Origin of the sequence: Paradesertivirga mongoliensis (assembly GCF_024436395.1) — a bacterium.
In the GTDB taxonomy this organism is placed as follows: domain Bacteria; phylum Bacteroidota; class Bacteroidia; order Sphingobacteriales; family Sphingobacteriaceae; genus Paradesertivirga; species Paradesertivirga mongoliensis.
The window spans coordinates 957,625-983,591 of record NZ_JAFMZO010000003.1 but is presented as its reverse complement, the minus strand read 5'-3'; the positions used below and the strand labels follow the sequence as shown (position 1 = coordinate 983,591).

Here is a 25,967-nt window from a genome sequence, read left to right as displayed (position 1 = left end):
TGTTCTCGGACGGTCGGGCAAGTTTATTAACAACGCACGCGACCTCTACCCCAATCTAAATGAGATGTTTGTTTTGCAGAAAGACACCTTTAATCCCGAAACAAACACAGACGAGAACGGAATTATATACTCTTTTGGAGGTCCGGGATATGAAGAATATCAGACCTGGTACGACTACAAGCGCGAGTGGGATTATGATGCAGTATCCACTTGGCATTTAAAATCCCTCATCTCCTCACGCCATCCGGGAATGGGGGTCAATTATCAGTATCAGGATGGCCCTTCTTATAATCTTGGAGAATATTCATGGCAGTATAGACTGGATGATTATTATAATGCCCTTTCAGAGTGCTCGCACGATCCTCAATCATGCAATATATCGCCATATTTCCCTTATTCTCACTATAACGGTAATCAATACCTCTCGACCTCATCCGGGAGAACGTATAGTACACGGGTCCCCCAGAGAATAACATTTTCAGGAGGATATCTGCTTTTCTTTTTAAACAGCCTGAAATACCTTGATCGTATAGAAATTTTCAACAGCAAGAATGAGTTGTTAAAGAAGGTGGAATTTCTTGCCACAGAGTCGGCATTTACTCCTGGTCAGTTTAATTCGCGGATATTAAATGATGTAGTGTTTAAAGATGCTAATAATATAGAACAAGAACGTTACAGCTTCACATATTACTCCGCGGGAACCGGCTTCTCCCTTAGCAAAGATCACTGGGGCTTTTATAATGGACGTCCGCGAGATGGAAATGGAAATCTAATTGGTATACCAAATTTTCATTCTTTCTGGGCAGATCTCAGTCAACATAATCAGATTTATACCGCAGGGGGCACAGCCGATAGGGAACCCAACGCTTTGGCGGCTATGTCCATGATGTTGAAAACCATTACCTATCCCACTAAAGGATATACCGAATTTTTCTACGAAGGGAATAGGGATAACGCTAATCGTCCAACGGGTGGTATTCGAATCAAAGATATTGTAAGCTATACCGCTCAAAATGAAATCGCGTCGCATAAGAGTTATACTTATGGTGGCGGTCACTGCGAATACTATCCAAGTACGGATCTTTACTTACAGCATGATGCCGTGACGACTGAACACTATGAGGGCCGGCGTACAACCATCTCGGAGCACTCAGCTATCCCTATGTCGCCTAAAGGATCCTCCGTCACTTATAACCAGGTAACAGAAAGTGAAGGAGACAAGACAACCACATATACGTACGACACTAATGATGCCTACACGTACGAAAGCTTAGATTATCCATACTATTCTATCACCGGTGAGTCCAACCCGAAGTTCAAGCTGTTTGCAAATAATTACAAGCCATGGACTTATGGAACACTCACGTCAAAACATATCTTTTCGCCTGGCTATGAGCGGGTAGAGCTATATCACTATCAGGACTCCCTTTTAAATTCGATTCACGATCTGGTGATGACGCAACGTCTCTTTCCCATCAGGACTGGCGGATACTACGGTGATCAAGAGTTGATGGAACAGGACTTCCACAGCCGCTATAGCCTTTACGCCTTTGCTAATCGCTACCATCACTCTGGGTTAAAGCGCCAGATCGGAACTTCCATCACAGAGAAGTGGTCAAATGGCCAGGAGATCACTATTGATGAAGAATACGAATATGGAAGCACTGCTTATCCTCTTCAGAAAACAGCAATGACTACCACCGATAGCAAGGGACGGCTGATACGGACTACTTATAAGTACCCGTACGATTATCCTTCTGACCCGGCTTACCAGGAACTTACTCTCCAGAACCGCATTTCTACGCCTGTTGAAGAAACTTCCACTAACCAAACGCTTAGTAAGGAAATAAAGAAGATTAACCGTGATTATGCTCTCATAAATACCCCCATCCAGGCTCAGTTGAGTGCAATTCGTGCATCGGTGGGCGGATCAACGCCTGAAACAGAAGTGACAGCAGATCGTTATGACAGTCGTGGTCATATATTAGAACAAACAGAGAAGGGTGGATTAAAAACCAGCTATATCTATGGGTACGGCCAACTTTATCCGGTCGCTAAAATTGTTGGAGCCGATTATAATACGGCTATATCGTTAGTGAACCAGGCCTTCCTGGATGACGGTAGTAATACAGAATCAGCAATCCGCAGCCACCTGTCTTCTTTACGCGGGGGCCTTCCTTCGGCCCAAATAAGTACCTATACCTNTAAAATAGGATTAGGGATGAGCAGTGAAACCGACCCTCGTGGGCAAACGAGCTATTATGAATACGATAATTTCCAGCGGCTAGCCAGGATAAAAGACCATAACGGGAATATACTGAAAGAGTACTGTTATAACTATGCTGGCCAGCAAACTACGTGCTACTCTATTGGCATTCCTCTGGTGATTAACACTGGTGGCGGAGGTACGCAAACTATTTATGCCCGGGCTGAGTATCAGGACAGGACTGGTGATTATGGTTATATTGGAGAGTTCTACCATAGTTACTGGTGGGCAGACTTGTATTTTCGGTTTTATTCGGATGCGGCTTGCACCCAGCCCTATACGCTCACCAGCAATCTGGATGTTCATTACACAAATGAAATGGGATACTACTACAACGGCGGGTCCAGTCCGAGCACGTTTTCTTCCAGCATTCAGGTTCCCTCGGGTACTAACAGCTTCTATTTCGGGAATGTGGAAACCTCTTATTACGAGGAATACGCCTGGGATGATGATTGGGGATATCTATATGATCAATACACTTATTATGTATATATCACTTCAAATACAGGCTATCAATCTGAATCGACTATCAATCATTATTGAGAATTAAAAAAAGGAAGATATGAAAAGACTATATATGATACTACTGATGATAGCCTTTGCACTAAGCAGCCAGGCCCAACAACTCGCACAGCCTTCCAAAGAAGAGCGCATAAGCAACCTGTCTAAAACGTTGTCGGTAGATAAGAAACGAGCAGAAGAAATAGCAGGAGCGCTGGATTATAACATCGAGAAGATCAGAAGTACTGCCAGAGATACCAGCCTGAAGCCCCAGGCCAGACAGGCGCTGATGAAGCAGTTGCATGAGGAACGGCAGGCTAAAATTAAGGCCATCCTTACACCAGAACAGTTGGCGATGATGCAGGCCAAGATAGCCGAGAAGCAGCAGGCGCAGAGAGCAAAGATGGAGCAGCGGAGGCAGGCCCAGCAGCAAAAAATACAAGAGGAGAGAACAAGGCGGGAGGAGACAAAAGAGGACAAGAAACCATAATACAGCTATTTACACGATAAACCTGTCACGATGAAAAAACTAATAGGCGTCCTGCTGCTAACCCTGGGGACAGGGGTTACCTTGTACGGGCAAACCAGCAGCCTGAGTGGAGATAAGAATTATGTAGTTACTTATAGCCCCAGAGTAGGGTTCACCACCCCCTCACAACTCAGCAACAGACCAGCCAATGAAGTAAACCAGACGGTGCAATACTTTGATGGCCTTGGCAGGCCGATGCAAACAGTACAAACCTTTGCCAGTCCGACAAACAAAGATATTGTTCAACCGGTCGAGTACGATTCCTACGGCAGAGAAGCAAAAAAGTACCTTCCCTATGCCGAAGGCAGCAGCTATGGAGCCTATAAATCTAATGCCATCACCAGTCAAAATGCTTTTTATAACAGCGGCAGTACGTATGGCGTAATAACGATCCCTTCAGCCGGAGGCATCACCCCGTCTTTTGCAGAGACCAAGTTTGAGCTCTCTCCCTTAAACCGGGTAATAGAACAGGGGGCACCGGGTGATGCCTGGCAGCTGAGCAACGGCCACACTGTGAAAATGGAGTATGGCTCGAATGCGAGCAGTGAAGTATATCTCTGGACGATCAGCACGGGAGGCGGAGCCAGCTGTACGAATAGTTTTTATGGCGCTAACCAGTTATATAAGACGGTAAGCAAAGATGAGAACTGGACATCAGGCAAAGCCGGAACAATCGAAGAATTTAAAGATAAGGAAGGTAAGGTAGTGCTGAAAAGAATCTGGGAAAGTGAAACGGTATCGCTATCGACCTATTATGTATACGACGACTTCGGAAACCTGAAGTATGTGATACCGCCAGCAGTAAGCGCAACAAGCTTCACAGAAGGTAGCACAGACGACCCGTTCAACCAGTTTATCTATGCGTATCATTATGACCACCGTAACCGGGTAGAAAAAAAGAAGCTGCCGGGCAAGGGATGGGAAGAGCTGATGTACAATACGCTTGATCAGGTGGTACTTAGCCGTGATGCCATTCAGCAGAGCCAGAACAAATGGTTATACACGAAGTATGATGCCTTTGGCAGAGTAATCAGTACAGGCGTGTTTACAACTACAGATATCCGGTCGACCTTGCAGACACAGATTGATGCTGCGCCAAAGTGGGAAATCCGCAGCTCCGGTTCAGAATACCCCGGGACTGCTTTCCCTACCACAGGAATAACACCCTTGACGGTAAATTATTACGATTCCGCCATTCCCGGAGCCTCCAGCCTTCCGGCACAGGTAACGGTAACCAACCGTCTCAAAGACCTGCTTACCGGAAGCAAAGTCTATACTGTGGATGGCTCAGCCTCTTACCTGACGGCTAACTATTACAATGAAGAAGGACGCTTAATCGAATCGGTAAGCCAGAACCACAAAAGCGGTATTGACCGGATAGTAAACACTTATAATAATATTACCGGCGAGCTGATGTCGAGCCACCGCACTCATAATATTTTAGGCAGCGGCAACACCACTGTTGCCACAGGGTACACTTACGACCATGTCGGCAGGAAAAAACAAACCACACAAAGCATCAACGGGGCAACTCCGATTGTCTTATCCGAGCTCAGCTATAGCGAAACCGGCCAGCTCAAAGATAAAGCCTTACACAACGGTATTCAAAGCACTGGTTATACCTATAATGAAAGGGGTTGGTTACGTACACAAAACTCAGGTAAGTTTAATCTTGACCTGCGCTATAATACCCCAGACACCGGTACACCGCAATACAATGGTAATATTGCTCAGCAGTTTTATTCAGGAGACCACAGCGGAAGCAAAAGCATCTACTACGGTTACGATAAACTAAACCGGCTTGAGAATGCGGTATCTACGGCAGGCACCTTAAATGAAAGTCTCAGCTATGATAAAATGGGCAACATCCAGTCGCTAACCCGAGGAGGTCAAAGCTACAGTACGTTAAGCTACACGTATCATAACAGCGGACAAAGTAACCAACTGGCCTCTGTCAGCGGAACAGGCTTTGCTACCCGCAACTACCTGTATGATGCTAACGGCAATGCTACCAGCGATGGAAAGACGAAAACCATTGAGTACAATCTGCTTAACCTGCCTTCGGCGATAAAGCAGAGCGGAACCACGATCGCCAGTTACAACTATACTGCTTCAGGCGTAAAACTAAGTAATACGGGCAGCGATGGGATCTGGGATTACATTAACGGGATCATATATAAAAACAGCCAGATAGAATTTATACAGACAGAAGAAGGAAAAGCAGTAAGAAGTGGCAGTGCCTACAATTACGTGTACAATCTGAAAGATCATCTTGGAAACGTACGTGTATCTATCGACCAGTACAACAGCCAGGCACGGGTAGTGCAGGAGGATGAATATTATTCATTTGGTTTACAGAAAGCGCTGTATAACTTTTCAAACAATAACCGCTATCTTTATAATGGTAAAGAAAAACAGGTTGACCTGGAGGATCAATATGATTACGGCGCAAGGTTCTATGACCCGGTGATAGCAAGGTGGACGACGATAGATCCATTGGCGGAAAAAATGCGTAGGTGGTCTCCGTATAATTACTGCTTTAACAATCCGATGCGTTTTATAGATCCAGATGGAATGAAACCTGGGGATTTATTTAAGACAGTCGATCGAGCTGCAAGAGACTTTGGTAAAACATTCAATGATAATTCTATAAGAGAAGGTCAGGAATATGGTTCAACAATCTATGTTGTAAATAAGAATGGTAAGACTTATTACACTTATACAAACCCCAATAAGGGAGGTAATGATGCTGTGACATGTAGCACTGCTCCTGACGGAACAAAACCGGTTGCTGATATTCATTCCCACGGGAAATATGAAAAGGGTTATGATAATAATCACTTTTCTCCAACAGATAAAAACGACAATGATAAAACAGGATTAACCGGCTATTTAACCTCGCCTGATGGAGCATTGCAGAAATACGATCCAAAAACAGGTAAAACATCTGTCTTGTCTACCGATTTATCCAGCGATCCTAACGACCCAGATCGAAAGAATACTATTTCTCCAACCGAGAAACCGCTTACACTGAAGCCGCTTTCTGAGATCAAGATTCCAGAGAATATAGCTAAACAAGATAATACTAGAGTTGCACCCGTGATAAAACGTAAAGAAGATGAACAGAACGATTGAAATCATGAAAGAGATAATTGCATTTAAATTCCCAATTTTGTTGATTGCGATTTTGCTTTTATCTTGTATTGAACTAAAAGAGAAGAAGTTGGACAATGATGATTATGTTCCTAATGAGGAAACGGCTATAAAAATTGCAGAGGCAGTCTGGTTACCTATTTATGGTAAAAAAATATACAAGAATGAGCCGTTTGAAGCGACTTTAATGAATGATAGCGTTTGGGTCGTGATGGGGACATTGAAAGAGCAAAAAGGCGGGGTTCCTTATATTGAAATTCGAAAAAAAGATTGTAAAATTTTGAAGGTTATACATGGGAAGTGATTAGTCATCCCGTAAGTGGATCACGTGTATCGAAAAAAAATGTAAAACGCTTGGTTCTTAGATGAGCCAGGCTTTTGTTATTTATAAGCTAACCTTGGTGTGTTATATGAGCCCCATCGAGCGAATACATGATGTGGCTTTTGTCTTCTACAGTCAGGTATTTTTGCTATCCAGTAAGGTAGTCATCAATATCTCTACCTCTCCGCCAGGAAGGTCAATCCGTAACAAGCGTACTATTAGCGTTAAGGATTATCATTATCAGTTACATGTCTGTTCCGGCATTTCACTTTCACCTGCTGTTCGGGATTTGTAATCCAGAAGCTCCTATCCGAGATTCGTAATCCAAACATCAGGTCGCAGTATATTTTTTCGACCTTCATTTTCTCAATGGTTAGATGCTCTCCCAGAAGTGAGCATTTTTTTGCCCGCTTATTGCAATTAGCCTTCAGCCTATCTTAACATTATTACCAGTTTTATGTCCGAACCAAGCATTTCTACTTCCCCCAATTTATCATTTCATCACGGCAACTGACCATTTCATCACGGCAACTGACCACTTCGTGTAATAACTAAAAAACTTCAGTTTCTTTTTTTGAACTTGTATATGAATTGAGTTGAGAAGGTTGCCGAACTTTCTTTTAGGGGTATTAAATTTTATAATGATGAAATAATAGGATCAATACTAAACCTTATCACAAGCCTATATGCAAATTGAATTGTTTCTACGGTTAGAAGCTCTTGACTTTCTGATCCGTACAAAATCTACGGGTACGCCCAAAAGTCTGGCCAGGCGTCTTGCCATATCAGAGAGAACACTATATGATTCACTGGATGCAATGCGAGACTTGGGCGCACCAATTTGCTACTGCCGGTCTAAACGAACATATTATTATTCACAACAGGGTTCGATTGGTATCCGGTTCAGGAAATCGCAGCAAGATTTAAGCGGTGGCTTTTCGGGTGAAATGAGTGCTTAATAATCATGTAGTTTAAACCGTTCAGCCGATAATATACCTTGTTAATTAATAAACCTTTGCTAAATTTAAAATCCTTAAGCCGATCAATATGAAGCATTTTTTCAATAGGAAAGTTAATGCATATACACTTACGGAGATTTTAGTGGTGCTTGTCATCATTGGAATCCTGGTGCTACTTGCTCTACCTAACCTTCTGCCCTTAATTACCAAAGCTAAAAGCACTGAGGCCAAGATGCAACTGGAGCATTTGTATACGCTGGAGCGTAACTACTTTTTTGAAAAATCGAAATACACATCCGATTTAAGCGAAATTGGCTTCATCCAGGAAAAGCTTAGTAGCGATAATAAAGACGGTCGCGCCAATTACCGCGTGGAAGTGGTGCAATCAAGTCCTACTGCCTTTGTTGGCCGGGCTACTGCCGTGGCAGATTTCAACGGTAATGGTACATTCAATGTTTGGGAGATCGATCAGGATAAAAACCTGAAAGAAGTTGTTGCGGATTGATGCTGATTAAGACCCTTCTTATCGCCGGCTTGCTCTTCGTTTTTTACCAGGATTTGCGGTATCGTGCAGTGTATTGGGTGCTTTTTCCCGCTTTGCTCGGCTTATTGGTTTTGCTGGGAATCCAGGAGCGGGATATATTAGATTTAACGCTAAGCAGTACTTATAATCTGGCTTTTCTGCTTCTGCAACTGCTGGTGCTTTTTATTTATTTCTCAGTTAAGGCGGGTAGATTTGTGAACATCACATCGGGATACCTGGGTTGGGGAGATGTTTTGTTCCTGCTTTGTATCGCCTTTTACCTTTCGCCGGTAAATTACCTGCTTTTTTATATTTTGAGTTTGGTACTGGTGCTGCTTGGAGCTCTGCTGATCTACACATTTCGCCACGCCCAGGAAATTAAAATCCCTCTGGCCGGACTACAGGCCATATTATTTGCCTCGCTTTTAGTTACCGACTGGAACCTGAAAATACTAAATATTACAAACGATCACTGGTTGCTAAATTACCTGAGCCAATGAGTGCCTTCAAAGAGATTTTGCTGACAAACGATATGGTGCACCTGCTGAGCAGGGAACAAGCCTGGCACTACCGGATACTACCCAAGAATGAGGTAGACGGTAATATGGTGTTCTATTGCCAGGAAGATGAAGATGAGAATCTCTCTGCAGAACTGGAAGTGATCTTAGGGAAACAGGTACAACTTGAAAAGCTTCCGCCGGAAGAAGTTACCCGATTACTCAATACTTATTATTTTAAGGAACAAGGTAAACGCCAGCTAAAGACCTCATCATTTGCGGCAGGTGGAAACGACTTTCTGGATAATTTAATACGTGAAGCCAAAAGCTTAAAAAGCAGTGATATTCACATCGAAACCTATGAGAATAAATGCCGGGTGCGGGTGCGTATCGACGGGATGATGGTAGAACGCTATCTTCTGAAAAAAGACGAATATCCGGCGCTGGTGAACAAGATTAAAATTATGGCCAACCTCGATATCGCTGAGAAGAGGTTACCACAGGATGGCCGGATTAATTATAAAAACGCAGACGACTCGTTCGATATCAGGGTCTCCGTGCTCCCTACACTGCATGGCGAAAAAGTGGTGCTCCGCTTACTGAGCAACAGTGCTACGGATATTGACTTAAACAGTCTTGGCTTATCAGAGTTTGATTTAGAGAATTATTTGCAAGGGGTAAAACGCCCTAATGGGATTTTGCTGATTAGCGGTCCTACCGGTTCTGGTAAAACAACTACCCTTTACGCTACTTTAAAACACCTTAACAAAGAAACCAGGAACATCCTTACGATCGAAGATCCGATCGAGTATACCCTGGAGGGAATTAACCAGGTACAGCTAAAAGAAAGTATCGGACTTTCGTTTGCATCGGCTTTACGAACCTTTCTGCGCCAGGATCCTGACGTGATCATGGTGGGGGAGATCCGCGATCCGGAAACAGCCAACATGGCCATTCGGGCAGCGCTGACCGGGCATTTGGTATTGTCTACTATTCACACCAATTCGGCTTGGGGGACCGTATCCCGCTTGATGGATATGGGAATACCAGGCTTTCTGGTTGCCAATACGCTGAACACTACAGTTGCTCAACGTTTAATGCGTCTGTTATGCCCCGAATGTAAAACTAAAGTATCTCTCGACCGTAAAATCTACCCGAAACAGTTTAATCCTTTCTATGAAGTGGAATATCATTATACACCAAAAGGTTGTGAAAGCTGCTTTTATACCGGCTATAAGGGAAGAAAAGCGGTGTATGAGGTCATTCCGCTAGACCAGGAATTATCTGTTGAAATAAAACAAGGGAACTTGTATATTGACCCTATGCTAAAGGAAAGGGGAATTAAAACTTTGGCGGAAAACTCTTTTGCGCTCTTTGCTGCCGGAGAAACATCTATTGATGAGATTTACCCATTGTTGTTTAACTACTGATGAGAACGATTTACCGAGAGAAGTGTGTAAAAGCCGGATTTTTATTCCTGCTGTTTTGGCTGGGAATGAATGCTGCTTTGTTTGCACAGCAACCAGCTGCCGAGCGGTTACGATTGGTTGATGAGCGGTTGCGGAATCTGGCTATCACCGTTCCGGGATTAAATCAAAAAGTAGCCTTGTCGGTTTCCGGCGCTTCGGCACAGGAGTTTTTGCGTGCGCTTGCCCAATCTAATAATCTTAATATCAATATAGATCCGCAGCTTAATTTTAAGATCTATAATAATTTTACTAATGAAACTGCGCTGAACGTCCTGCTTTTTCTGGCGAAAGAACATAATCTGGATATCAATTTAATAGGCTCTATTATGTCGATAACCAAGGGGCCGGAGATGCGGGTTGCTATTCCTCCCAAGGAAATTAACGTTCGGTATAACGCTCAGAATAATACAATAAGTATGGAGCTTAATGCTGATACTCTGGGCTTGGTGGCAAGAAAGATTACGCAGGTGTCGCAGAAAAACGTTGTGGTGCCCAATAACCTCCTGAATAATAAAGTGACCATTTTTCTCTCTAATGCACCGTTTGATGTAGCCATTGAGAAGCTGGCTTTTGCCAATAATCTCAAGCTTACTCAAACTGCTGATAACGTATACATCTTTCAACCCCTCGTAGATGGTGAAGAGTTATATATTAACAGCGATAAAGTTACCGACGTTCGCAGAAGTCCGCGGCCGGCCCAGGGTGCTTCTGGCAGCGCAGGTACTTTCTCCTTATCAGGAAAAAATTCGGCAGCAGGTAAGCTGCTCACCATTGATGCTACCAATTCACCGATCCTGGAGATGGTTAAATCAGCTTCCCAAGAAGCTGGAATCAATTATTTTATATACTCGGATATCAAAGGGAATGTTACTTCCAAATTAAAGGATATTACTTTTCCGGGTTTTCTAAGCACCCTGTTCCAGGGTACCGACTATACCTACCGGGTAGAAAATGGAATTTACCTGATCGGAGAGAGAAAGCTGGAAGGGTTACGAACGAATAAAGTAGTGCAGCTGCAATACCGTTCACTCGACACCATTCAGGCGATGATACCTGCAGAATGGCGAAGAGGAGTGGAGATTAAGGAGTTTCGTGAACAAAATACCATTCTTCTTTCGGGATCAGCGCCGCAGATTGCAGAAATAGAGAACTTTATCAAGCAAATAGATCGCCTGGTTCCGATGATACTTATCGAAGTGACACTGGTAGATGTTCGAAAAGGAAAGTCTGTTCGTACGGGCATAAGAGCAGGAATTTCTGATAGCGTAAAAACTGGGGGCACCCTGCTTCCGGGAATTGATTATACTTTCGGCGCTAACGCAATAAATGATTTACTGGCGAGGCTCGGACGAAACAGCCACTTCAACCTGGGACGGGTGACTCCCAATTTTTATGTAGGCCTAAGCGCCCTGGAACAGAATAATAACGTGGAAGTACGTTCTGTACCTAAACTCTCTACTTTAAACGGACACGTGGCTAATCTCACGATTGGAAGCAAACGCTATTACACCACCAGAACACAAAATGTTATTCCGTCATTAACCACGCAAACAGTAATCACGGAGCAATTTACTCCGGTGGAGGCCAACCTGGCGATCAATATCAGGCCGATAGTTTCCGGCGATGATCAGGTGACGTTGAATATCGATATTGATATCTCCGACTTTATTGGAAATCCCCCTCTTAACGCTCCTCCGCCCACGTCGACCAGCAGGTTTACATCCATCATTCGTGCAAAGAACGAAGATATGATCGTACTTGGCGGACTGGAACGGACCGAAAGAAGCGAATCGGGCGATGGCGTGCCTTTTCTAGCCAGGATTCCCGGTATAAAATGGTTGTTTAGCAGTCGTGAAAAGTCGGACAGTAAAGTGACTACGCTGGTTTTCATCAGACCAATCATCCATTATTAATATGAGCAGCCTTGGTATTTCTCAATGGCTAAATTCTGCTGCCGGGCTGGAGTTACACCTGCTTCAGAATGGTTCAATAAGCGGCCGCTTATGCACTATCTCGATTCAAAAGAACAGCCTGTCTATAGATGCTAAATCGGAATTTACCGGTAGCCTCGAAGAGATACTAAAGAAGGTCCCCAAGGATAAGCAAGTTTCTATTTCATTAAGTGGTAAGGGAATATTAACAAAGAAGTCGGAAAAAGAAGAGGATATAACTGAGGATAAACTTTTACGACTATATCCGAATATTGACCCCACGCAATTCTATATTCAAAACTTCATCAGCGGGGAATTTTCCTTTGTATCGATTGTTCGGAAAGAAGTACTTGATGAAATTATCAGGGCCTGTAAAAAGGAGGGGATATCTCCTCTGCTTATCAATCTCGGAGCATTTGCTTCCTCACATATTTTAAAGCAACTTAACTCCTACGGGAACGAACTAAAGTTTGATGGACACGTCATCAGCCTCTCCGAAACTGGTGAGTGGCAGGATTATAAATACTCCGCATCTTCTCGCGCCGAATTTCCTGTTAAAATAGGTATTGAGCCCATCGGAGAGCAATATCTGCTGGCATATGCAGCAGCCTTTCAATTGGTGTTGTATTATAAGCTTGACGCTGTGGAGATGCCGGTAGATGCTATTCAGCATAACTTAAGCGACTTTGAGCAAAAGCAGAAGTTTAATTTCAGGCTGGGTACAATTCTGGCGGTATTCTTCGTACTCCTATTGATAAACTTTCTGCTGTTTAGTTATTGCGATTCGAAGAACAACGTGTTGCTTGCTGAAGTAAGTCAAAGTACGGCCAGTGTGGAGACGCTTCAGCAAACGGAAAAAAGTATTGAAGAGAACGAAAAGCTTTTAAAAGGTATCGGATGGTATAAGGGGATCAGTCACGCCTGGCTGGCAGATCAACTTGGGCAAAGCCTTCCCCCCGGAATACGTTTGAAAGAAATCTCGATCAATCCATTAAACCCTATTGAAAGTAACCGACAACGTAAGGAAATACATAAAATCGGGACGATAGAATTGGTAGGGGAGACCAGCAACCTCGATGCTGTTAATGAATTGATCTACCGACTAAAGAGCAAAAGCTGGCTCAAGCGTGTAAACCTCGACAACTTTTCGCCTTCGCCTGAAAATGATCAACAAAACTTTGCCATCACACTAAATTTCTGATGTTCACCAGTCTGACTTATCATACCAAAAATCGGATCCTGCTTGCTGGAGCGTTAATATTAGCGCTGCTCTCCTGGAATCTGGCTTTTCGCAAAACCTACGATGCAATGTCATTAAACTCAGAGCTCGTAAGCAAAGTCGAGCAGAAAAATGACCTCTCCGTAAATCCGGATTATCTTAACCGCAAGCAGCAGGTTCTTAATCAGGTGGTGAGACAATACACCCTCGATTCTGCGGAATGGAGCAGCGATTTTTGGCTCAAGGTTTCGAAAGCTGCTGCTTTAAAAGACGTAAGTGTGAATTATAACCCATCTGCAACAAAAGCATTGAGTGATAGCGCCAGCCAAATAGCGAAGCAGGATATCGCCTTTAAGGGCGAGTTCAAAAAGCTCGTTACTCTGCTCGACTCCTTAGAGCGGATGAAAGGGGCGGGCTTAGTGGCTTCTTCAAAGTTTGTTAAGGAAAAGAAGCTGAATATGGCTCAGTCTGAAAGTTTGTATTTGAGAACTTCTTTTGCGATTATTCAAGAGCGGGAGAAATAAGTAGTTGCTAATTCCAGTGCCAATCCTTTCAATACCAGCGGAAACACCGGAGAGCTTATCAGCACCCCACGATCTACCAGGCAAGAGATTGAGAATTCACAGCTTGATCCTATTCGCCAGATCTTACTACACTTCGTTCTAAATTGTTTGCTCAATAAAAGTAGCTAATGACAAAATTTAGCCACCTTTTGTGGGTTTAAGACGGCTAATGCGCCTGCTGTTTGTTTTATTGTAAAATAAATTTCTTTTTATCATAATTATTTTTTCTATTTGAATAAGTTTACCGAAGTCTTAACATGCTTGTACTGATCCTAGATTCGTCGAAATGTTTTGATAACGCTTGAGTTTTGTGAAAAGAGAGCGGACTAACCTCCTGTGATACCTGCCCTTCTGTAACCTATGTGCCTGGGTTGAGTTTTGTGCCTGTTGCAACCCCTTATACATCTATAAACGTATTTTATACATATATAAACGTAAAGGAATCGTGTATGTCAGCTTTTTGAGGTGACGGGGATAGCGAACAGCGTCTTCAGTTATTTCCGGCGCTGATGATACTTGGATTCCTAAGTTCTACAGCTAAACTTATGATAAACCTAAACCCCAAGATCAGCCTTGCGCGCTTATTCCTCTTGTGCCTTATTGTTTTTGTATCAAATCCGGAAGCTTCCGGCCAAAATAATACGATAACAATTAAACTTCCTGAAAAAGTGCCGGTTTCACCGACGGCTGCTGCTGTAGCTCAATACGCTAACTATCCGGTCGACTATTCTGTTGGGTTGGTGAATATCTCGGTACCTATATATGAGATTAAGGTAGGGGATCTGGTGCTTCCAATATCACTTTCTTACCATGCTTCCGGCTTAAAACCCAGAGAGCGGAGTGGCCCCGTAGGTACAGGCTGGACCTTAAACGCCGAGCCGTCAATATCTCGCAATGTTAACGGCTTGCCTGACGATAAACCAGGAGTAGGGTATTTAAGCAATTCCGAGAATCCCAATTTAAACCGCAGTAATCCCAATTACCATGGGCAATTGGCCAACGGGTCACTGGACGGACAGCCTGACGCATTTTATTACAAGCTTTTGTCGGAAAGAGGTGAACTCTATGTGAACCGGAGATATATCGATTATAGTACAAATGCTTACCACGGGTTTGTTTCAAGACCCTTTACAGGAACTATGGCAGATGCAGGGAGTACTCTCGCCCATTTCAACATGAAGGACAGAAACGGAATTCAATACCTTTTTGGCGGCGAGGGTTACCATGAGACCACCGGTGATAATCAGATAAAGACCAGATGGTTGTGCCAGTGGGTAAAAGGTGCCACAACCTCCGCTATGGTCAATTTCAGTTATCACGATGTAAGAATTGCCGATCTGCATGCCTTACGATACAAAGACATTGTTATGGTCGAAGACAATATTACCCCTGTCCGGGTGACTACTAATACTACCTTTGAAGACAGCCGTTCCTATAAAGTAGAAGGCGATGGCACACTAACTCCCGAATACTTCGGAGGCAGCGTTTTCGTACAGATTACATCACCCCAGGATTTTATCAAAGAGAAAAGTATCAAGGAAATTTCTTTCGAGTCGGGTAAAGTAGTGTTCGAAATGAAAACAAGCGAGCCTGGCACTTTAAATAAAATTTACGTTTACGATAAGAATCAAACTCTGATTCGGGAATTTACCTTCTTTATCAATAAATACCATAACGTTACCACCCTGACCAAGCTAGATTCCATTCAGATTAGCGCCCCCGGCACAAAAATCCAGAGCTATAAATTTGATTATAATTCACCAGGAAGAGTGCCCGCAGCCTCTACGGAGGGGATAGATCACTGGGGGTATTATAACGGGCAGGATAATCTACGCTCAAGACTTGCATCAAGAACCCCCTGGATGGTACCATCAGCAACCGTCAGCGCAAATACCACGCCTGTAAACACGGTAGTCACGTTTAATATCGGAGGTGGCTCGAGAGAGCCCTCGGGCGACAGCGAGGTAGGAACATTAAAAACTATTGTATCGCCCGAGGGAAGTGTCACAAATTTCAGTTACGAACCACATATCTATGGATGGGACGTTCATCCGACCAATCCGGCAAAAACGCGTTTATCGGGTGGTCTGCGCATCAGTCGCATTGACGTTCGCGATCACCGTTATTCTCAAAAGAATTATACCAGAGCTTTTGAGTATGGAGAAACACTTTACCCCGAGGGGCCCTCAACTCCAGTATACGCAAATTGGGGAGTGCCAAAGCGTAAAGTGAGTGTTAATGATTATGCTTATACCAAGCTTCGGGTAAATCCTGATGATGTGGATAATCCCCAATTCCATTCCAGGCTCAGAATTTATGGTTCCTACCCTCTCAGGCCCATCACATTTAACAATGGCAGCAGTATGCTTTATGGTATTGTTACCGAGAAATTTATGCAGCATGACGGCACAAGGGCCCAGGTTATAAGACGCAAGTACAAAGTTCCAGAAGGTTTTGCAACAGAACCTTCAGAGCCTGAAATCTCAACAGTGCCCTTCATGATAGATATGAAAGACGACATGCAGTATGGTCAGCTGCTGAGTGAAGAAAAGTTTATTGATGACAGTACCTTCGAGTATGGAAGAGCGGTATATAAGCCGCTTTCCAAAACCGAGTATGAATGGTCGAGATATAAAACCTACACAGGTGCCTATACCGGAAACTGCGACGAATTGTCAATTTCAAATTATACATGCCGGGATGTGATCGCTCATTTCGGGCATGCCTACAACACGATCGAATTGCGCACTATAAATCCAAATAACTATACCGGAACGCAGTATCAAAGATTAGCATACGTGGAATGGGCTATTGAAAACGCGTGTATGAGAGTGAATAAAGAAACTCAGACAAGCTACACGGGCGAAAGAGAATTAAAGATTGTAAAGGAATACTTTTATAACGATTCAAGCAAGCACATGCTCCCTGTAAAAATAAAGACCAGCACCAGCGATGGTGATTTAAAGGAGGAGCTATTCTTATATCCGGAAGATTATGTGCTGAGAGCGCACGTTACCGGGATTCCTGAGGATGCGGGTCAGAACTATCTTTTGGGAGATAATCGGCTCGAACCGCTTTTGGAGCATACTGTTAAAAAATCGGGTAGTGTGCAAACCACCAAAGCGATATACGACGGAGAAAGGATTCAGCAAATCAAAACGATCGGCTCGAACGGGCAGCCTGAGGCACGAACTAATTATCATACGTATGACGCTTATGGCAATATAGCCGAAGTGTCACACGAGAAGGGCTCACGTACCTGTTACCTGATGGGATACAATAACCAATTAGTGGTGGCGAAAATCGAAAATGCCCTGTACTCAGAGATTGTAACGCTGCTGGGGCAGACCTTCATTGATGCATTGAGACAAAAAACAGAGCCATCATCTTCCGATATGAGTCAGCTTAACGGACTGCGCTCCCAATTGGGCAATTCGATGGTCACTACTTATTCCTATAAACCGCTCGGAGGGGTAACATCCATCACCGATCCAAAGGGCCTGATCTCTTATTTCGACTACGATGGGTTGGGACGGCTCACCCGGATTTACAAAAAAGAACAAAATGGGCTGGGAGCATGGGTGGAGAAAACAGTAAAAGTATACCAGTATCATTTGCGGGATGACCATTAAATTACCTGCAGAGCACCATAAAAGCAAGGGACGGTTCAGGATCGAAAGCCTGGAGCAGCGGAATCAGATTCACAAATTCAATTTTCACAAACCTATGTCGAAAGTTTATCCACCCATCTTAAGCAAATACAGCGCATGCCGCTTTACGCTGCTGGCAGTTATGCTGCTTCCTTTTTTGACCGGTTGGGCGCAGCCCCTGGGAAATAGTATGTATAATCCTATCCAGATAGGGGCTTACAGCTCCTGCGGAGGCCCTATTTATACCGATTCTACCAATAATTGGGATGGGTACAGTAATACCTTCGGCCAGTCGAGCCCAGACGTATGGTATTCGTTTTCAGTAACGGATAATGCTATTGTTCAGGTCTCGCTATGCGAGAGCTCTTTTGATACCTACGTTCAGGTGATAGATAACTCAGGAAACGTAATGAACTACAATGATGACTCGGATTGCGGCATACAGTCGAAAGTGGGCGTCTCGCTCTTACAGGGGGACTATTATATCGTGGTAGAGGGAAGTGATAAAAGCACCAGCAACACTGGGACGTTTAAGTTACAGGTACGGGCGCTTTTTACGCCCATGGGAAATAATTTCTTTAATCCGATAAAAGCTACGGGTGTCACCACCTGCGGGGGCACCTTTACCGACACCCGGAGCAATACCAACAACTGCTGGGGGAGGGATTATACTGGGCCGAACGCTCAGTACAGCCCCGATCTTTACTACCAGTTTACGCTGGACAATGAGGCCCCGGTAACCATCAGCGCTAACGGTACGTCGGGTGCGGTGGTTCATTTGCTTAATGCAGACGGATGGCATTCGCTTTCGGCCAATGCCAACGATTATGGCATGAGCCCATCAGTCATCAGCGAAACGCTCTCGCCCGGTACCTATTATGTTGTGGTGCAAGGTATCGGCGAATTTAGCGATGAACTCACAACCAGTATCAGCACGCCTGTAATAAGCAGCCCTCCGGGATCGGTGCTAAGCAGTGCGATTGACGCAGGTACCTTTTCGGTTTCTGGCCGGTTTAGCGACACAAAAAATACGGCAGACAACTGCCTTGGCAATAATACAGGGCAGTCAAGCAATGATGTCTACTACAAATTTCAGCTTAGCGGCACCTCAAAAGTGCAACTGTCGCATTGCAGCAGCAATTTTGATACCTATATGTGGTTGCTTGACTCTAATGGCAATGTTCTCCAATCAAATAACGACAATACCACTATTGCCTCACCCTGTCCCGGTAAACAAGCATTTATCGAGACACAGCTGGAGGCAGGGACCTATTATGTGGTATCTGAAGGAAACGGGACGCTTAACGGCTATTTATCCACACTTATCCAGGTGGATGTAATCCCACCTGTAATTGTTCAATATCCCTACAATACCATCAGCATGGTGGTCAGTACCCCCTTTGCCATCCGGCCAGAGATCAGCGGGATACCCGCCCCGCCGTTTTCCATCAGCCCGGCCCTGCCGGCAGGATTGGTGTTCAACACTCAGGATTGTTCGATCACGGGCAAAGCAACGGTAAGCTCGGCACTAACCACTTATACAGTAACCGGGTACAACACCACTCCGGCAACCTTTAGCCTTGCGGTAATCCCTAAGCCTTCGGGCCTGAGCAAAGACCAGAATTATATTGTTACCTACACCCCGAGAAACGGCGATTATTCCAGTGCCCAATCGGTGGTCACCGCCAGTTCCAACCCGGTGAATGTGCAAACCTCCGTGCAGTATTTTGACGGTATGGGAAGGCCGCTGCAAACGATATTAGTAAAAGGAAGCCCCGACGCACAGAAAGATGTAATAGTCTCCAATGAGTACGACGGTTTCGGGCGTGAGGTAAAGAAGTTTCTGCCCTACGCCACCGCGAGTAATCTTGGATATTATCAGTTAGACTGGGCGAAAGATTTAAGCGATTATTATAACGCAAGCAGCCCCGCGCCAGGGCAGTCCATTACATTTAATGTACCTTATTCTGAGACCTTATTTGAGTGCTCAGTACTGAACCGCGTACTGGAACAAGGTGCACCCGGGGATGTTTTTAAAGTCGGGACGGGACATACTCTAAGAACCACCTACGGCACCAGCGACACGGGAGAGGTGAAGCGTTGGGTAATCACGAGCTCTGGCTTAGAAAGCCCGGCCACCTATGGAGACAATCAGCTCTATAAAACCTTTCAAAGAGACGAGAACTGGACCTCGGGCAAAGCCGGAACCACCGAAGAGTATAAAGACAAAGAGGGAAGGTTAGTTCTCAAAAGGGCATGGGAAAGTGAAACCGCATCTCTATCTACTTACTATGTGTACGACGGCATAGGGAATCTGCGTTATGTGGTACCACCAGCCATAACTGGGAGCAGCTATGCGGAAAGTGATAATGAATTCCTGGAGTTTATCTACGGTTACAAATACGACCACCGTAACCGGGTGGTGGAAAAGAAGATCCCAGGGAAAGGGTGGGAGTATTTGGTTTATAATGCGCTTGACCAGGTAGTCATGAGCCAGGATGCCATGCAGCGTAGCCATGGCGGCCAGGAATGGTTAATCGCAAAGTACGATGCACACGGAAGAACAGTAACCAAGGGAGTATGGGTACATAGTGGGAGCGCCGCTAATACTTCGTATCGTTTGGATATACAAAATAGTGTTGATGGTCAATCCCATCAATGGGAGATCAGGCAAACCGGGGGTAACGGGTATACCAATGCTCAGTCGGAATACCGGACCTATCCTCAAACCCTTATTACCACGCTTACCCTAAATTATTACGACAGCTACGATGTTCCCGGAAACAGCTTCGGCGGAAGTTCTACCGGTCAGCGAGCAAATGTAACCTTTTTGCCTACTGCTACTAAAACCGGTGTATTGGGAAGTTCTACGATGTTATTGACAGTAAACTACTATGATGAAGATGGAAGAGTTATTAAAATTAAATCAGAAAACCACCTGGACGGAACCGACATTGTAGATAATACCTATAGCTTTACCAATGAATTGCTAAGCAGCAGTCGCAGCCATACCAGCAGTACCGACAGTGTTACCATTGCTAACAGTTATACTTACGACCATATGGGCAGGAAGAAGCAAACCTTCCAGACTACGGGCGGGACAGGCAATACAGAAGTGAGCCTTTCTGAATTGGAGTATAACGAAGTTGGTCAGTTAATCGAAAAGAAGTTACATAATAACCTGCAAAGCACCACCTACAAATATAACCCACGTGGCTGGCTAAAAAGCCAGACATCAACACAATTTAGCGTGCAGCTGACGTATGATGACGGAATATCTCCGCAATACAACGGAAATATTTCAGGTCAGCTTTGGGGGGCGGGCTCTAGTTATTCGAATGTGTATAGCTATGGGTATGACAAGCTGAACAGACTTACAAGCGGCATAAGCACAGGCATTGCCATGAGCGAAGTATTAACCTACGATGTAATGGGAAATATCAGTACCCTTAGCAGGGATGGCGGAACCGCGAACCAATATCGTTACAACGGCAACCGCTTATCGTCCGTCGATAATATTGCAAGCGCCTATGTTTATGATGTGAACGGCAATGCGATCACTGATGGCAGAAACGGCATGGGGCTGACCTATAATTTGTTGAACCTGCCTGTAACGGCCAGCAAAACCGGTACCAGCTTGAGTTATACCTACAATGCTTTAGGGCAAAGACTTACAAAAACCAGTATCATCAATTCGATAACCACCAGTCGTCATTATATTGGCGGCATCGAATACAGCGGCGGTACGATCGATCGTGTCCAGACCGAAACCGGAATAGCACAGAACAATGGCGGCACTTATACTTACCACCACAACCTGACCGATCACCTGGGTAACGTACGGTACACCTTCGATATTCATAATGGAGCTGTTAGACGGTTACAGGAAGACAACTACTACGCATTCGGAAAGCGTAAATTAGTGAGTCCGGTTTCCGGAGTAAATCAATATCTTTATAGTGGAAAAGAGTTGCAGGATGAGTTGGGTTCTTTGAATGAGGATGGACAGTATGATTACGGGGCGAGGTTCTATGATCCGGTGATAGGTAGGTGGAATGTCATCGATCCGCTTGCGGAAAAGTTTCATCATTTAACACCATATAATTATACAGATAACAATCCCATAAATAATACAGATCCTGACGGGATGGAGACTCTTTATGGACTAGCTGCCAGAGAGGCCTTTATTGCTTACCGTTTACAGCATAACGCACAAAAAGGGAATGAAGATGAGGAAGACGATGACCAGGGAGATCCACTTTCAACGTTCCAGTGTAAAGAATGCCCAAAGGGGAGCGGTAAGGATGCTAAAAAGGGCGGCGATCCTTTTGCGCGGGAACCCTTACCCACGGAACCTGGCTGGTCCATTCTCACAGATCCTGCAACAATTATATACCAAAGAACTACGGAAACGGATGAATCAACCACTGGAACTTTTACTGTTCCTGGTACAACAATTAGTGGTTATTTTATAGAACCGGCAGGGCCATCAACAACTAAAAGTAATCAGGACAAAAGAGTACCAGCTGGTACATATAATTTAATTCTGAATGTTGGAACGAAATATGGACTTCGATTATACAATGATGAGGTACCTCAAAGCAGAGCAATTCTAATTCATATAGGAAATTATCCGGGAGACACTGAAGGCTGCTTATTACCAGGAAGCTCTGTTGGTGAAAACTTTGTTGGAGGTAGTGGAGGGGTGTTGAAACAAATCATGGATCATTTTAAAAACAATAGTAAGGGAGCTACAATAAAAATCATTGATCCGACTAATCTTTAATTATGGCAAAGCTTTTAGCAACAATAGTATTTTGTAACCTGTTTCTTAGCTGTATAAGTAATACAACTCAAAAGGGAGCTAATAAATCGAATGTTCACGAGAATCAACATATTCAAGAAGAACAATCAGATTTAAAACATAAAGCAGAACAGCTTAAGAAAGCGTACAAGAGGTTGTCTTCTTCTTCTTTCAAAATGTTTGAACAACAGTATTTTGATTCCTTCCCAAGTTCATTTGTATTGCTTAATGGTCTATTTGGTTATACGGACAAAGAGCCTATGGGCGCTGATTTTCAACCAGGTCCGTTATATGATGAATCTTTAATTTATATTGAAGCCTTTTTTAAATTAGAGGAAATCGAAAAAACGATGTATTATAATCGAATCATCGATATAAGTAGTAATGGAAAATGGTATGCTGATGGCGTTAGTCACTTTAAGCATGGAATGCAAGCTAAACTTAAAGCAGATATTGAATCATTCTGTGAATTATTGAAAAAACGGACCGATAAAGAAATAAAGGGCTTTTGGTTTTTTTATTTTGATGGTCCACATCCACCGAAAAAGATGCCGGCGGAATTATATGAGTTAAAGCAAAAAAACCAGCGGGTTTACCGTCTTATGCAGGAAAGTTTCAAGGAAGTTCTGTAACTGTCCTAGTTGTTGTTCGCTCGAATTTTCCTACCCGCAGAGTCTCCGTTTTCCGGGACTCTGCGGGTAGACGAAAACTTTGTTGCACCTTTAATCACGGGTCTAATGATGAGTCTTAACAGCTGTTCTCTCTTAGAAAAGTGTTTAAACTCTCTCAACCCGATTTGTTAAACGAAACTTTTGAACCATAATAAACGCTGCGAACTTAGAAGTGAAAATACCTGTGTTTTGATGAAGACTTAAATTGCTATAGCTGATAATTTGTTTAAATCTGCCATAAAATGGTTCGAAAAGCGCCCAGCTTCGGGAGCTTTATAATCAAGTAGTTAGCCCCGCTTGCCCTAGTGGGGCTTTTTTATGTGCACAAAATTTGCACAAAAACACCTCTGATAATGAAAAATATTTCTTTAGGATGACTGAACTATGCTTTAGGGACCCATAGTTGTTATTAGCCATATTAAATATATTCGTTCAGTCCGGCGTGATTATATCGCATCCATCCTGAGACAGAGTGTTCGTTCCTGGTGTCTTTTCCGTCCGTCCATTGCATCTTGAGCCCGTTGAATCGCGTTCTGAAAAATGGCTTTAGGAAGGCCCGGTAGGATATGGCTTTTTTCATCCTTAAATTGGTCGATGAAGATTTAACGCAATAAACAGGGTTTCGCATTGCCAGAAGAAATCTGCCGTTTCCACAGGTTAACCCATTTTTCCCTCGACACCTTCCAAATTGCTCTGTGGATAATTGACCAGATGCAATCTTTCAAAGGCTTGTTTAATTATTGTTGCCGTTAGCTCATTGGAACAATAGCCTTTTTCCCATTCTCTAACTTTGCATTCTTACAAACAATAGGTGCTTGGGACATCCGCCGTCCTCATTTTCTGGCTCTTCGCATTCCATGAACAACATTTAGTGCTTTTCGATCATTTTCAACCTCTGGTGTGGATAGATAGATCGCAAGCGTTAGTTTATTTTCTGGGATAGTTATATCTAAGGGGGGGGGCGATTTCTTTAGGTTTAATACCCAATTTCGTCACGTGCTATCATCTCTTATGTATCGCCAGCTTTCCTTTCAATTAGGTCAGCAGGAAAGCCGGTTTGTCCATGCTTACCTCACCCGCTTCCTGCAAATAGAGAAGAGTGGCTCTTTTGCCGCATTTCTTACCACATATAATTCAAACCCTTTAATATCTTATGAAACTCCTTTGAGCACAAATCAAAATTATCCCAGACTTTTTAGTTCGCAAACGGCAAGAGTATAGCAACTATACACATCTGAATTTGCAAGCAAAATTACGATTAATCACGACCTGTTAAAGATAAACACGAACCCGAAAAACAACAGACTTAGAAGGACCAAAAAAGGCCGACTGTGATCAATTGGGCGTTAGTCAATAAGACGTTAATTATTTCAGGCTCCATATTATTCATTGAACATGATACCCGCAGGAAATTATTATTAGTATCCTATAATCATGTTTGGAATGACACGGTATGTAAACGCTATGTGCATGAAGAGACTATCTGAGACTTATGCGGAAATAACTAATAGTCATTTGGGAAATATACCCCGCATTTTGGGACACACAGCCCGCTATTTGGCAGGCGGATATAGTGGTACAGCCTCAATCTTGACCTACATTTGTAGTGCAAATTATTGCAATTATAACCTGGGTAGCAAGGCCCTGCACCAAACCAATTATCAAATATTATTACGCCATGTCACGGACAAAAGCCAAAAATCAACGAATGAAACGATTAACGTTTAAACTCACTATTACTTTATTTGCATTTAGTGTTTCTAGTACACTGTATGCGCAGTCGGATAATAAGATAAATGTAGTTACAAGTGCAGCTCCGTTTCTTCGCATTGCTCCAGATGCGCGGGCCGGGGGTATGGGCGAAGTAGGTATCGCGACATCTCCTGATGCTAGTTCAGCATTCTGGAATCTTGCCAAGACTTCCTTTAATACAAGACCAATCGGAGCATCTCTTACCTACACGCCCTGGTTGAAAAAATTAGGACTTAATGATGTATATCTAACTTCTGCTACGGGGTATAAAAAATTAGACGATAAACAGGCAGTTGCTGCAACGTTTAAATATTTCAGCCTTGGGAATATCCAGTTGGTGAATGAAAACGGGCAGGATATTGGAGCCACCAATCCGCAAGAATTTTCTATTGATGTAGGTTATACACGGAAGTTGTCTGAAAAAGTCGGCTTGGGAGTAGCAATGCGGTACATTAATTCGAGCCTGGCAAAAGGAGACGCCAGTAATACTGGAACCAGCTACAAGTCAGGTAGTGCTGTCGCCGGGGATATTAGTTTTTTTTACTCCGGTTTAACTCAAAGCAGTGAGGGATGGAGTTTTGGAGCCACATTAACAAATTTAGGAACTAAAATAAATTACACTTCAGATAAGACGAGAGATGAATATATCCCTGCTAACCTCGGACTTGGTACTTCTTATTCTAAGGCCTTGGATGAAAATAGCAAACTATCTTTCGGGCTTGACCTGAATAAATTACTTGTTCCAACACCCCCTGTAGGTGATGCACAAGGCAATCCTCCAACGGCAGAGCAAATTGCCGATTATAGAGACAAGGGAATAGTTGGCAGCTGGTTCAGCTCTTTCGGCGACGCTCCAGGCGGCGGAAAAGAAGAACTGAGAGAACTGCAGATTTCGACAGGTGCCGAATACTGGTATAAAGAACAGTTTGCACTCAGAGCCGGATATTTTTTCGAGGACAAGACCAAAGGGAATCGTAGATATTTTACTCTTGGTGCCGGCCTTAAATACAATGATTTTGGTTTAAATTTTTCCTATGTAGTCCCTACAGAAAATAGTAATAATCAAAATCCCTTATCGAACGCCATCCGTTTTGGAATCCTTTTCAATTTCGACGGCAAACCCAAAACTTCAGATAAATAACATTTTAGAGGTAGACG

The 25,967-nt window shown here is 43.7% G+C and carries 16 protein-coding genes; 14 read left to right on the top strand and 2 right to left on the bottom strand.

What is annotated here, in order from left to right:
- Positions 1 to 2,828: 2,828 nt before the first annotated feature.
- Genes J3P43_RS15240 through J3P43_RS15230 form a run of 3 tightly spaced genes read left to right on the top strand, consistent with a single transcriptional unit; the run spans position 2,829 to position 6,753 of the window.
- Positions 2,829 to 3,257, top strand: a complete 429-nt coding sequence (locus J3P43_RS15240) for a hypothetical protein (RefSeq protein WP_255903942.1) — start codon at positions 2,829 to 2,831, stop codon at positions 3,255 to 3,257.
- Positions 3,258 to 3,287: 30 nt separating this feature from the next.
- Positions 3,288 to 6,431, top strand: coding sequence for a DUF6443 domain-containing protein (locus tag J3P43_RS15235; protein WP_255903940.1), 3,144 nt, complete (start codon positions 3,288 to 3,290; stop codon positions 6,429 to 6,431).
- A complete protein-coding gene (locus J3P43_RS15230) occupies positions 6,415 to 6,753 on the top strand; it encodes a YbbC/YhhH family protein (protein ID WP_255903938.1) in 339 nt (112 codons plus the stop codon). The genes J3P43_RS15235 and J3P43_RS15230 overlap by 17 nt, the downstream gene beginning before the upstream one ends.
- Before the next feature lie 242 nt (positions 6,754 to 6,995).
- Here J3P43_RS15230 and J3P43_RS15225 read toward each other — a convergent pair whose 3' ends face one another.
- Complete coding sequence (locus J3P43_RS15225; RefSeq protein WP_255903936.1) at positions 6,996 to 7,133, bottom strand: hypothetical protein; 138 nt, start codon at positions 7,131 to 7,133, stop codon at positions 6,996 to 6,998.
- 324 nt (positions 7,134 to 7,457) lie between these two features.
- On the opposite strand from J3P43_RS15225, the gene J3P43_RS15220 reads away from it, so the two are divergent.
- From J3P43_RS15220 to J3P43_RS15175, 10 genes are all read left to right on the top strand, one after another.
- The gene (locus J3P43_RS15220; protein ID WP_255903934.1) at positions 7,458 to 7,730 is read left to right on the top strand and encodes an HTH domain-containing protein; all 273 of its coding nucleotides are present in this window, start codon (positions 7,458 to 7,460) and stop codon (positions 7,728 to 7,730) included.
- Positions 7,731 to 7,818: 88 nt separating this feature from the next.
- Complete coding sequence (locus J3P43_RS15215) at positions 7,819 to 8,235, top strand: type IV pilin protein (RefSeq protein WP_255903932.1); 417 nt, start codon at positions 7,819 to 7,821, stop codon at positions 8,233 to 8,235.
- Positions 8,235 to 8,753, top strand: a complete 519-nt coding sequence (locus tag J3P43_RS15210; protein WP_255903930.1) for a hypothetical protein — start codon at positions 8,235 to 8,237, stop codon at positions 8,751 to 8,753. Before J3P43_RS15215 ends, J3P43_RS15210 begins: the two co-directional genes overlap by 1 nt.
- Positions 8,750 to 10,180: a GspE/PulE family protein gene (locus tag J3P43_RS15205; RefSeq protein WP_255903928.1), complete on the top strand. Its 1,431-nt coding sequence runs from the start codon at positions 8,750 to 8,752 to the stop codon at positions 10,178 to 10,180. The genes J3P43_RS15210 and J3P43_RS15205 overlap by 4 nt, the downstream gene beginning before the upstream one ends.
- The gene (locus J3P43_RS15200; RefSeq protein ID WP_255903926.1) at positions 10,180 to 12,132 is read left to right on the top strand and encodes a type II secretion system protein GspD; all 1,953 of its coding nucleotides are present in this window, start codon (positions 10,180 to 10,182) and stop codon (positions 12,130 to 12,132) included. The genes J3P43_RS15205 and J3P43_RS15200 overlap by 1 nt, the downstream gene beginning before the upstream one ends.
- 1 nt (position 12,133) lies before the next feature.
- Positions 12,134 to 13,351 (top strand): PilN domain-containing protein, encoded by a 1,218-nt coding sequence (locus tag J3P43_RS15195; RefSeq protein ID WP_255903924.1) that lies wholly within the window; start codon positions 12,134 to 12,136, stop codon positions 13,349 to 13,351.
- Entirely contained in the window at positions 13,351 to 13,893 is a 543-nt protein-coding gene (locus tag J3P43_RS15190) for a hypothetical protein (RefSeq protein ID WP_255903922.1), read from the top strand. The genes J3P43_RS15195 and J3P43_RS15190 overlap by 1 nt, the downstream gene beginning before the upstream one ends.
- A 584-nt stretch (positions 13,894 to 14,477) precedes the next feature.
- Positions 14,478 to 17,564, top strand: a complete 3,087-nt coding sequence (locus tag J3P43_RS15185; RefSeq protein WP_255903920.1) for an RHS repeat domain-containing protein — start codon at positions 14,478 to 14,480, stop codon at positions 17,562 to 17,564.
- A complete protein-coding gene (locus tag J3P43_RS15180; RefSeq protein ID WP_255903918.1) occupies positions 17,554 to 22,368 on the top strand; it encodes a DUF5675 family protein in 4,815 nt (1,604 codons plus the stop codon). The genes J3P43_RS15185 and J3P43_RS15180 overlap by 11 nt, the downstream gene beginning before the upstream one ends.
- A gap of 2 nt (positions 22,369 to 22,370) precedes the next feature.
- Positions 22,371 to 23,018 carry a hypothetical protein gene (locus tag J3P43_RS15175; protein WP_255903916.1) on the top strand — a complete coding sequence of 216 codons (648 nt, stop codon included), beginning with the start codon at positions 22,371 to 22,373 and terminating at the stop codon, positions 23,016 to 23,018.
- A gap of 457 nt (positions 23,019 to 23,475) precedes the next feature.
- On the opposite strand, the gene J3P43_RS15170 is transcribed toward J3P43_RS15175, so the two are convergent.
- Positions 23,476 to 23,637 (bottom strand): hypothetical protein, encoded by a 162-nt coding sequence (locus J3P43_RS15170; protein WP_255903914.1) that lies wholly within the window; start codon positions 23,635 to 23,637, stop codon positions 23,476 to 23,478.
- A 1,128-nt stretch (positions 23,638 to 24,765) separates the two neighbouring features.
- On the opposite strand from J3P43_RS15170, the gene porV reads away from it, so the two are divergent.
- Positions 24,766 to 25,950, top strand: a complete 1,185-nt coding sequence (gene porV, locus J3P43_RS15165) for a type IX secretion system outer membrane channel protein PorV (protein WP_255903912.1) — start codon at positions 24,766 to 24,768, stop codon at positions 25,948 to 25,950.
- The last annotated feature ends 17 nt before the right edge of the window (positions 25,951 to 25,967 follow it).

Bases quoted from the DNA above. Each gene is read 5' to 3' on its own strand.
- J3P43_RS15225 (WP_255903936.1), bottom strand. From the start codon at position 7,133: ATGAAGGTCGAAAAAATATACTGCGACCTGATGTTTGGATTACGAATC.
- J3P43_RS15200 (WP_255903926.1), top strand. From the start codon at position 10,180: ATGAGAACGATTTACCGAGAGAAGTGTGTAAAAGCCGGATTTTTATTC.
- J3P43_RS15205 (WP_255903928.1), top strand. From the start codon at position 8,750: ATGAGTGCCTTCAAAGAGATTTTGCTGACAAACGATATGGTGCACCTG.
- J3P43_RS15230 (WP_255903938.1), top strand. From the start codon at position 6,415: ATGAACAGAACGATTGAAATCATGAAAGAGATAATTGCATTTAAATTC.
- J3P43_RS15210 (WP_255903930.1), top strand. From the start codon at position 8,235: ATGCTGATTAAGACCCTTCTTATCGCCGGCTTGCTCTTCGTTTTTTAC.
- J3P43_RS15180 (WP_255903918.1), top strand. From the start codon at position 17,554: ATGACCATTAAATTACCTGCAGAGCACCATAAAAGCAAGGGACGGTTC.
- J3P43_RS15195 (WP_255903924.1), top strand. From the start codon at position 12,134: ATGAGCAGCCTTGGTATTTCTCAATGGCTAAATTCTGCTGCCGGGCTG.
- J3P43_RS15185 (WP_255903920.1), top strand. From the start codon at position 14,478: ATGATAAACCTAAACCCCAAGATCAGCCTTGCGCGCTTATTCCTCTTG.
- J3P43_RS15220 (WP_255903934.1), top strand. From the start codon at position 7,458: ATGCAAATTGAATTGTTTCTACGGTTAGAAGCTCTTGACTTTCTGATC.
- J3P43_RS15240 (WP_255903942.1), top strand. From the start codon at position 2,829: ATGAAAAGACTATATATGATACTACTGATGATAGCCTTTGCACTAAGC.
- J3P43_RS15235 (WP_255903940.1), top strand. From the start codon at position 3,288: ATGAAAAAACTAATAGGCGTCCTGCTGCTAACCCTGGGGACAGGGGTT.
- J3P43_RS15175 (WP_255903916.1), top strand. From the start codon at position 22,371: ATGGCAAAGCTTTTAGCAACAATAGTATTTTGTAACCTGTTTCTTAGC.
- porV (WP_255903912.1), top strand. From the start codon at position 24,766: ATGAAACGATTAACGTTTAAACTCACTATTACTTTATTTGCATTTAGT.
- J3P43_RS15170 (WP_255903914.1), bottom strand. From the start codon at position 23,637: ATGAAAAAAGCCATATCCTACCGGGCCTTCCTAAAGCCATTTTTCAGA.
- J3P43_RS15215 (WP_255903932.1), top strand. From the start codon at position 7,819: ATGAAGCATTTTTTCAATAGGAAAGTTAATGCATATACACTTACGGAG.
- J3P43_RS15190 (WP_255903922.1), top strand. From the start codon at position 13,351: ATGTTCACCAGTCTGACTTATCATACCAAAAATCGGATCCTGCTTGCT.